The sequence below is a fragment of the uncultured Acetatifactor sp. genome, assembly GCF_948601915.1.
Taxonomy (GTDB): domain Bacteria; phylum Bacillota; class Clostridia; order Lachnospirales; family Lachnospiraceae; genus Acetatifactor.
On sequence record NZ_CAPDXS010000176.1, the window covers coordinates 1 to 9,781 of the forward strand.

General features: G+C 59.1%; 6 protein-coding genes. All 6 read right to left on the reverse strand.

The annotated features are described in order from the left end of the window. A partial coding sequence (locus tag Q2B33_RS21360; protein ID WP_300795249.1) for a family 78 glycoside hydrolase catalytic domain occupies positions 1 to 1,569 on the reverse strand: 1,569 nt, incomplete at its 3' end. Between the two features lie 150 nt (positions 1,570 to 1,719). After that, positions 1,720 to 3,894 (reverse strand): glycoside hydrolase family 95 protein, encoded by a 2,175-nt coding sequence (locus Q2B33_RS21365; protein WP_300565508.1) that lies wholly within the window; start codon positions 3,892 to 3,894, stop codon positions 1,720 to 1,722. Between the two features lie 408 nt (positions 3,895 to 4,302). Then, positions 4,303 to 6,498, reverse strand: coding sequence for an alpha-galactosidase (locus Q2B33_RS21370; RefSeq protein ID WP_300791686.1), 2,196 nt, complete (start codon positions 6,496 to 6,498; stop codon positions 4,303 to 4,305). A gap of 235 nt (positions 6,499 to 6,733) precedes the next feature. Next, complete coding sequence (locus Q2B33_RS21375) at positions 6,734 to 7,579, reverse strand: carbohydrate ABC transporter permease (protein ID WP_296473188.1); 846 nt, start codon at positions 7,577 to 7,579, stop codon at positions 6,734 to 6,736. Beyond that, the gene (locus Q2B33_RS21380; protein ID WP_300785413.1) at positions 7,576 to 8,442 is read right to left on the reverse strand and encodes a carbohydrate ABC transporter permease; all 867 of its coding nucleotides are present in this window, start codon (positions 8,440 to 8,442) and stop codon (positions 7,576 to 7,578) included. The genes Q2B33_RS21375 and Q2B33_RS21380 overlap by 4 nt, the downstream gene beginning before the upstream one ends. Before the next feature lie 29 nt (positions 8,443 to 8,471). Beyond that, entirely contained in the window at positions 8,472 to 9,704 is a 1,233-nt protein-coding gene (locus Q2B33_RS21385) for an ABC transporter substrate-binding protein (RefSeq protein ID WP_300785417.1), read from the reverse strand. Between the last annotated feature and the right edge of the window lie 77 nt (positions 9,705 to 9,781).

The following is a 9,781-nucleotide window of genomic DNA, read 5'->3' on the forward strand; positions in this document are numbered from 1 at the left end:
TCCCTCCGCGGCACGCTCCCATTCCGTGGCGCGTTCTCCCTCCGCGGCACGCTCCTCTTCCATTCCCAGCTTCTCCCCAATATCCGCAAGATGCTGCAAAGCAAGGGACAGCAGGCTGTTCAGCAGCACATCCGGCACGGAAGGATCCGTTGCGTAGCCGTCCAGCCCCTCCCGCCATTCATAGAAGTTCCAATACCGCTCCCGTCCCGCAAAGGGCAGCACCAGCCCCTCTTCCATGGAATGCCCCTCTTCCATGGAATGCCCCTCTTCCATCCGTCCCGTGAAAGCCTCCGCCACGGACACCAGCTTCGGCCATATCTCCCTCAGGAACTCCCTGTCACCGCTGTAGTCCAGATATTCCCGGCACTCCGTGATATAATGCAGGGAAAAAGACGGAATCACGAAGTCCATCTCAATGGGATAACAAATCGACAGCAGGCCGTCCTCCCGCCTGTCTTTGGACATCAGTTCCAGGGAGGCCCGGGGGAAACGGTACTCCCCGAAGGCATAATAGCCGCAGAGCATCTGGTTGCGGCTGTCCATGGCATACAGGGCCTGCTCCCTCCAGGGGCAGTCCTCATAATGCTCATGCATGCACAGGTGCAGGGTCTCCACGCACATATCGTAAACCTTCTCCTGGAACGCATCCAGACCGGGCCGCTCCCTCTCCGACAGCACATACATGGTAGGCGCGATTCCAAGCTGCTCCACCGTCACGGGCTGCTCGGAGCGGATCTCCAGATAGCGGCAGCCCAGCCTGCGGAAAGGATTGCGGTACACGTTGCGCCCCTCCTTCGCCCTGTAGAAGACGCTGAAGTCCCTGCTGCCGATGATCCGCCGCACCCGCCCGTCCTCCATATGTTCCCCATAGGCGATGGTGATATCCTGGGCACAGGGCGAATCCAGCTTCAGGCACAGGAACCCCACCTGCTCGCTGCCCAGGTCATAGACTACGGTGTAATCGTCAATCCGTGCGCACTCCACCCCATCCACATCAGGCAGAAGAACAAGCTTGTCAATGGGCCTGAGACGCAGTGGCAGCTCCTGCTCCACCGCCGCCGAAGGACGGAAATCCGAAAGCTCCCCCGTCATCCAGCCGTCCTCCCTGGAGGCGTCATAGCCGTAGCCCAGCCCCAACTGGCCGGTGATGATATGCATCCTGTGGTTCAGGTATGCCCTGCTCATGCGGGAGAGGGTCTCCCCGCCGCTCCTGCACAATATCCCTTCCTCCCCTGCCAGCTCATAGAGCAGCCCCGCGCTGCCCCGGTAATAGGTGGAGGAGGTGCTGATGCCATAGTACCACACCACGATGGCCAGGCGGTTCTCCCCCTTCCGGCACACATCCGAAATGTCCACCTCGTCATACACCTTGTCATAGGGGAAATCCGGATACTGCCCCCACGCCGCCAGCTCTCCGTTCACATAGGCGGCATAATTGCTGTCCGCCGAGATGCGCAGCACCGCCCTCCCGGCCTCATAGGGAAAGCAGTCCACGAACTCCCCGTACTCGTCCGCCCGGGGGCTGTCATTGCACCAGATCCATTCCGCTCCGTCAAATATACGCTCCATATAGATTCCTTCCCTCTCCGTCCTCCCCAAACGCCCGGATATCCTGCTTGGAACGGCTGCGCCCTTCTCCCGCCATCCGTAGCCGGGGCAATCTTCCGCAAAAGCCCCGCGCCCACAGTTCCCGCGGGGCTTTGCGTCCGCCCGACAGAATCAGTTTTTCTCACGAATTTCCGATGAGACGAGTTTCCCGTCTTCCCAGGCGATATCAACCACTTTTCCGCCCTTGATCCGAAGCCCCCTGGCATAGCCCGAGGCGAACTGCTTCGGCAGCGCCGGCAGCAGCATGACTTCCCCGCCCCGGTCCTGCACCAGCATATTGCATATACCCGCGATGCCGCCGAAGTTCCCGTCGATCTGGAAGGGCTCATGGGCGTCCCAGAGATTAGGATAGGTGGACCTGGTCAGCAGGATGTGCAGATATTTCCAGGCCGCCTCCCCGTCCTTCAATATGCCGAACAGGTTCACGATCCAGGCGCAGCTCCAGCCCGTGTATCCGCCTCCGTTCTTCAGCCGCGTCTCCAGGGAGATCCGGGCCGCCTCCATCATGTCCTGCCTGTCCGCCCAGAGCTCCGACGGATAGAGGCCGTACAGATGGGACACATGCCTGTGCCCCGGCTCCACCTCCCGGTACTCCCCGGCCCACTCCAGAATCTGGCCGAAGCTCCCCTTCTTCACAGGCTCCAGCTTCGACAGGCGCTCCTCCACCTCCCGGATCAGCGGGTCTTCTATGTCAAGGAGCTCGCATATCTTCAGGAAATGCCGGAACACGTCCTCCGTCAGCTCCAGGTCCATGGCGGAGCCGTAGGTGACGCAGCAGCTCTCTCCCTCCGGGGTGTAGTAGCGGTTCTCCGGGGACGTGGAGGGACATGTGACATACCTCCCCTCATGCTCCACCAGCCAGTCCACCAAAAACAGGGCATTGGCCCGGAACATGGGATAGGCCTTCCGGCGCAGAAAATCCCGGTCCCCGCTGTACTCATAGTAATGGTAGAATTCCTGGGCCAGCCACGCCAGCCCCATGGGCCACATGGACCAGGAGACACAGCCTTTCTCCCCTCTTTCGCTCCCGTATCCCATGCCCATGGGAGTGGTGGTATACCAGGCATCCGCATTGTGGTGCTGGACGCTGCCCCGGCAGCGGTAGTTCACGGCAGCCGTATGCTCCCCGTGCTCCGCCAGCTTCTCCACATAGGAGAAATAGGGCTCCATGCACTCCTCCAGCCCACAGCTCATGGCCGGCCAGTAGTTCATCTCCAGGTTGATATTGGTGGTCCAGTTGCTGCTCCAGGGAGCCTGCCACTGCCAGCTCCAGATGCCCTGGAGATTGGCGGGAAAGCTGCCCTTGCGGGAGGAGGCAATCATCAGATAGCGCCCGTACTGGAAATACAGGCCGAAGAGCCCATTGTCCTCCCCGCCTGCCCGCAGGTTCTCCAGGCGCACATCCGTGGGCTGCTCCAGCTGCTCCCCCAGGTACAGCTCCACGCTGTCGAAGATTTTTCTGTAGTCGTCCACATGGGCTTTCCGGATGGCCTCATAATCGCCCTCCAGCGAGGCGGGCCGCACCGCTTCTACGGAGAGCACCGCCCGGGAGCAGCCCCGGATCCAGAGCCGCCCATCTTCCACGGATACCTTCCCGTCTCCCTCCAGCACCCTGATTTTACCGGAAAACCGTTTCCCTCTGTATCCCCAGACGACAGCTTCCTCCCCTTCCCGGATATAGCCGGGATCCAGATGCTCCGGGCATTTCCCCCTGAAATCCAGGCCCTCCGGCCCTTCCTTCATCCGGCATTTCAGCAGGGAACCCAGGGACACCACCAGATCCATCACAGGCTCCGATGCCCCCAGGGACACCAAAATGGCCTGTCCCGGATAGGTGACGAACATCTCCCGGCTGTAGTGGACTCCCTCCGCGTCAAAGTCCACATACGCCACCGCCTCCTCCAGATCCAGGCTGCGGCGGTAGTTCTGCACTCCGCCGCCATTGAAGGCTTCACTGTCCTCCAGATTTTTGTATACGATATTCAGATTCCCCAGAGGGAGATAGGATTCGCCGTACTCTCCCAGCATCTGCCTGCGGATCAGCTCCTCCGCCTCCGCGCATCTCCCCTCGAATATCAGCCTGCGGGCCTCCTGCAGACTCTCCGCGGCCTCCGGATTGGTCCGGTCCCTCTCGTAGCCGCTCCAGAGGCTGTCCTCGTTCAGGCCCAGCATCTCCTTCCCGGGCACGCCCCAGACCATGGCTCCCAGCCTGCCGTTTCCAAGGCAGATCGTCTCCTCCCATCTCCACGCGGGCTTCTCATAGTACAGTTCCAGTTTCTTGTCCATAGACACGCTCCTCCTGTTCCCGGCACACGCCAGCTTCCCTGCCCAGCATGCCGCTTTCCCTGCCCTGGCTTCACTACGCCTATCCGCGCTTGTCCGCCGCCTACCTGTCCGTACTCTCCGCCAGCGCATTCCGGTACCAATTCATAAAGTGAGTTTATTATCTCACAGACAGCGCGCTCTGTCTATAGCCAATTCCTGCTGTGCGAGGCGCCTTCTGCAAAAGATGGACATCCCGGCTCCATATCAATCGAGCCGCGGAAATCTCCCCCTTGCCCCGCGGCCCGTGCGCTTTGCGGCATATTTCAAGCGCCATAGCCCTTTGTGCAAGGGTCCGCGCATGAAAGAACCGGGAACCTGCACTCCAGATTCCCGGCTCGCCCCATCGGCTTCCAAGCCTATATCAGCTTTTCAGGAAAGCCGCACCTCATTCAGCTCCATCTGATACGCCGGATACTCCCCCATCCGAAGCGGCATGGGAAGCCCTGCGTTCATCAGCGCCGCGCCGGAATACCGCCTGCGGCTCTCCGCATCCTCATATATCCCTTCCGGCTTCAGGCCTTTCAGCCTCACATAAGTCACAGGCATGTTCCCGTGGACCTCCAGCATCACCACGTTCACCAGCGCCTTCGCCCTGTCCGGGGAGACGAACATCCAGGCCCCGCAGGAATCCCGGAAAGGATCCGACAGACGGTAATAATCCCCCTCCCGGACCAGGTCCGCATACCCCTTGAACCGGATTACCTGCTCCTTCACCTCTTCCTTCTCCCGGTCTGTGAGCTTCCCGGGATCCAGCTCATAGCCAAATGTCCCCGCCATGGCCACCACACCCCTGGTATGGAGACTGGTCATCCGCCCGGTCTGGTGGTTGGGCACCGCAGACACATGGGAGCCCACCGCGGATATGGGATACAGGAAGGAAGTACCGTACTGGATCCGCAGCCTGTCCACCGCGTCCGTATTGTCGCTGCACCATATCTGGGGCGTATAATACAGCATCCCCGCATCGAACCTGCCGCCTCCGCCGCTGCAGCCCTCTATCAGGAGATCCGGATACTTCGCCGTCAGCTTCTCCAGGAAATCGTAGAGCCCCACCATGTAATCGTAGGTCACCTTCCCCTGGACGCTGCGGGCGGAATACACATCCGCGAGGCTCCGGTTCATGTCCCATTTCAGATACTCGATATTCCCCTGCTCCAGCACCGAACAGATCCTGTCGAATATGAATTCCCTTACATCTTCCCTGGAAAAATCCAGCACCAGCTGATTCCTGCCCCGGACAGGCTCCCGGCCCGGGACCTTCAGCGCCCAGTCCGGATGCTCCCGGTACAGGTCGCTGTCCTCCGACACCATCTCCGGCTCCACCCAGATGCCGAACTTCACCCCGCATCCGTTGACCCGCTCTATCATCTCTCCCAGGGTACAGCCCAGCTTCCTCTCGTTCACCTGCCAGTCCCCCAGGCCGCTGTTGTCGTCCTCCCGCTTGCCGAACCACCCGTCGTCCATGACCACCATGTCGATGCCCAGCTGCGCCGCGCTCTCCGCCAGCCGGACGATCGTATCCGCGTTGAAATCGAAATACGCCGCCTCCCAGCTATTCAGAAGCACAGGCCTTGCCTGCCCGGCGTACTTCCCCCTGCAGATATGGTTCCTGATCAGCCCGTGGAACATCCGGGAAAGCTTCCCAAGCCCCCTGTCCGTATGCCCCAGGATCACCTCCGGCAGCACCAGCTCCTCCCCCGGCTCCAGCGGATACCGGAAATATTCGCTCTGCAGCCCCATCATCACCCTGGTCTGCCCGAACTGATCCATCTCCGCCTCGCACATGAAATTCCCGCTGTACACGAACATCATCCCGTAACAGGAGCCATGGTCCTCCCCGGCCCCCTTCTCCGCCACGATCACCGCCGGATTGTACTGATGGCTGGAAGTCCCCCTGCGGCTCCCGATCACCTGATTCCCGTGGACGATCGCCGTGCGCTGGAAATTCCGCTCCATGGCATGCCTCCCGTGGAAGCCGATCAGGTCATACTCCCCCGCCACGAAGTCCAGACATCCCGACAGCGCCTTCTCCACCGTAATGCCGGTCCCTGCGCCGTTTCTGATCACAGCGCTCCTGGTAATGATGTCCTCCCTCTCCAGCACACCATACAGAAGCGCCACCTCCACTCCGCTCACCAGATCCCTCAGCCGAATCTCCAGAGTCTCAGCCTCTCCCTGCTCCGCGTACACCGCCGGAAGCCCTTTCAGCCCATACTTCCCCTTCCGTACCTCATGCCCCGCATACTTCAAGTCACAGCACTGAGACCCGTCCCCATTGCACACCGCCAGAGCGCTGCTGCGGAAATCCCCCGTCCCCAGCGCCGGATACTCCTGGGGCAGCGTATCCAGGGAGTAAGTCCTGTCTAACCCCGCCGCCGCCGGATTCCCAGAAAACCCCCTGTCATAATAAGTCAGAAGATAGTCCATGCACCCGGACACCTTCCCCCCATAATACAGATGCAGAAGATACCCATGCCCGTCCACCTTCATCTGATAAGTGCTATGCTCCGTATGCAACGTAAAAACGTGCTCCCCCTGCCCCTGCTTCTCATAAACAATCGCCATAACCTGTCACCGCCATCCTTTTTCTCAATACTATACCAAAGACCGCCAGAATTTACAACCCCGCAAATCGCTCCCCAGAAAATCTAAGAGGCCAAAAAAATCCCGCCCCTGCCGCCGTCCCCCAAAGTTGCAAAACCAGCCAGCACACCCCCGGTCCCCCGCGGAATGCCTGGCTGTATCTACCCCCATTGAGGGCCCCCTTTCCGCAGAGGGCCCCCAGAACCTCAAATCCGAATCACTTCACCGCCCCGTTCGTGACCCCATTCAGAATCTGCTTCTGACAGATCATATAGAAAATCAGAATAGGAATCAACGAAAGCAGATAAGAAGCAAAAGCCAAATTATAATTCGTCCCGAACTGCGACTGGAAATTCAACTGCGCCAACGGCAGCGTGTTCTCCCCGGACCCCGCCATGATGATCAACGGCGTCATCACATCATTCCACACAGCCAGCGCCGTGATTACGGCCACCGTGGCATGCATGGGCCCCATGACCGGGAAGATGATGCTCCAGTACGTCCTCCAGGTAGAGGCCCCGTCCACCCTGGCCGCCTCCTCCAGCGCAATCGGAATGTTCACCAGATACCCCGAATACAGCATAATGTTCATGGGCATATAGAACACCACATACAAAATGATGACCCCCACCCAGTTGGCCAGATGCAGCTCCGCCGTCTGCTTCGCCAGAGGCATCATCAGTATCGCGAAGGGAACGAACATACCGCTGACGATGAAAAGGTACACGAAACTGTAGAACTTGCTGTGGGCCTTGTTCCGCCCCAGCGCATACCCCATCAGGGAATGCACCAGCACAGACAGCACGATCGTAGTCACGGAGATCAGCAGGCTGTTGCGCAGGGAATGCCAGAAATCCGTCACCCGCATGGCCTCCCTGAAATTGTCCAGGCTCCAGGTCCTGGGCAGAGCGAGGATGCCGCCGATGCTGTTGGTCATCTCAGAGGGCTGTTTGAATGCGATCACAATGGTCATGTACAAAGGAAAGATGATTGTGGAGAGGCCCAGGATCAGCAGTATCATGACGCCTCTGTTGGATTTTCCTATGGATGATGTATGTTTCATAGCTGCTCCTCCTTTGAGCTGGAAAATTTCATCTGCGCTACCGAAAGCACCACGATCACAATGAAGAATACCACCGCATTGGCGCTCTGGAACCCGAACTGCCCGCCCGCCATACCGTTATTGTAGATCAGGTAGGAGATGGATTCCGTGCTCTGCGCAGGGCCGCCCTTGGTCAACGCCATGATCTGGTCGAAGACCATCAGGAAGTTCTTCACGCACAGCACCATATTGATGGAGAAGAACGGGATGATCAGGGGGAAGGTCAGGTAGCGGAACTGCTTCCAGCCCGTGGCCCCGTCAAGCCCCCCCGCCTCGTACACATCCTCGGGAACCGTCTGCAGGCCCGAGATATAGATGATCGTGTTCATGGCGATGGCCTGCCAGGCGCATACGATCATGACGCCGATCCACGCCTTGCTGGGGCTGGACAGGATGCTGCTGCTCAGCGCCTTGATCCCTGTCATGTCCGCCAGCGCGGGGATGATGTAAGTAAAGAAGTAGTTGAAGATATAGCCCACTACCAGGGAGCCCAGGATATTGGGCAGGAAGTACGCTCCCCGGAAGAACCCCTTGGCCCGGATCTTGCTGTTCAGGGCCATGGCCAGAAGCAGGCTGATCACATTCACCACCACCGTGGACACCAGAGCCAGCTTGATGGTGAACCAATAGGACTTCCCTACGCGGGCATCCGAAAACAGATCGATGTAATTCCGGAACCCAACCCAGTCGTACTTGCCGAAGCCCCTGAAATTCGTGAAGCTGTACACCACGCCGCGGATCAGCGGGATGGTATTGAAGCAGACGAACAGGGCAAGAATCGGTATGGTAATCAGCAGAAACGTTCTTTGTCTGTCATTTTTCATAGTCTAACACCCCTTCTCGGTTTTTCCTGTCATTGATTGTTCTGGGCATACTCCTGCACCATGCGGATGATGTCCCTGTTGTACCTCTGCCAGTTCCTGTCGAAATCGGCCAGAAATGCGTCCACGTCCTTCTCGATCAGGAAGGTCTGGAGCAGAGCGTCCACAGACATCTCCGAGGGATAATAGTGGTCCTGGTAGTCCGTCATATTCCCCGACTCGATGAACTCCAGCATGCCGTCCAGCATGGAGGCCAGCCGGAACTCCCCGTTCTTGCAGGGAACCGCGTTCTGGTCATCGATATACTGCTGGATGTTCTCGTCCGCCAGCAGGAAATCCAGGACTTCATAGGCCGCCTCCTTGTTCTCGCAGCCGTCCATGACACAGAACCCCAGGTCGATGCCGGAATTCAGCGTCCTGTCCTCCTTCGCGTCACAGGCGGGCATCACGAAGGAATCGATGTCCAGATCCGGATTCACGGACAGGATCTGGGGCGTGGCATAGCTGCCGATGGTGTACATGGCCGATTCCCCTCTGGCGAAAGCGGTACAGGCGTCATTGTAGCCGTAGGCGAAGGGATCCTCCGGCCCGTAGGGCAAAAGCTGCATGTACTTCTCCGCCAGCTCCCTGTACTGTTCCGTAAAGGTGGTCTCTCCTCTGTTCACCTGTTTCGTGGTGTCCGCGGGGGCCAGCTCCACGGCCATGGCGTTCCAGGGCGCCAGGCATGTCCAGACGTCCTTGAAGCCGAAGTAGAAAGGCAGTATCCCCTCCCCCTGGATCTGGTCGCACAGGGCCAGCAGCTCGTCCCAGGTCTGGGGGATCTCCCAGCCGTGCTGGGCGAACATCTCCCTGTTGTACAGCACCCCCGCCGCGTTGGCCACATAGGGCACGATGTAGGTGCCGTCCACAGGGACAAGTTCCAGGGCCTCCGCAATGTCCAGATAGCCCTGGTTGATGCTCGCGAGTCCGCCGTACCCCGACACGTCCTCCAGAATCTGGGCATCCACAAAATAGGAATAGTTGATGTCGCCGCCGATCCCTATGATGTCCGGATAGTCCTCTCTGATGAACCGGGTCTTTAAGATGGTCATCGCATCATTGGGGGAACTGATCGTCAGGTGGATGTCATCATGTGTGGCATTGAACTGCTCTTCCACCGTCTTGAAGTAGTTCGCCGCTTCCGGCTTGTACTGGACGATCTCAATCTCCGTCTTCTGATCGTCCCCGGAGGCTCCACATCCCGCAAGAGGAATCGCTGCCGCCATACAACACAGTGCCAGTCCCACGCATCTCGTTCTCTTTCCCTGGAATGCTCTTCTTCCATGGAATGCTCTTCTTCCAT

What these genes read in the sequence shown, in the direction of transcription:
- Q2B33_RS21385 (WP_300785417.1), bottom strand. Translation starts at nt 9,704, where the DNA reads ATGGCGGCAGCGATTCCTCTTGCGGGATGTGGAGCCTCCGGGGACGAT.
- Q2B33_RS21375 (WP_296473188.1), bottom strand. Translation starts at nt 7,579, where the DNA reads ATGAAACATACATCATCCATAGGAAAATCCAACAGAGGCGTCATGATA.
- Q2B33_RS21365 (WP_300565508.1), bottom strand. Translation starts at nt 3,894, where the DNA reads ATGGACAAGAAACTGGAACTGTACTATGAGAAGCCCGCGTGGAGATGG.
- Q2B33_RS21370 (WP_300791686.1), bottom strand. Translation starts at nt 6,498, where the DNA reads ATGGCGATTGTTTATGAGAAGCAGGGGCAGGGGGAGCACGTTTTTACG.
- Q2B33_RS21380 (WP_300785413.1), bottom strand. Translation starts at nt 8,442, where the DNA reads ATGAAAAATGACAGACAAAGAACGTTTCTGCTGATTACCATACCGATT.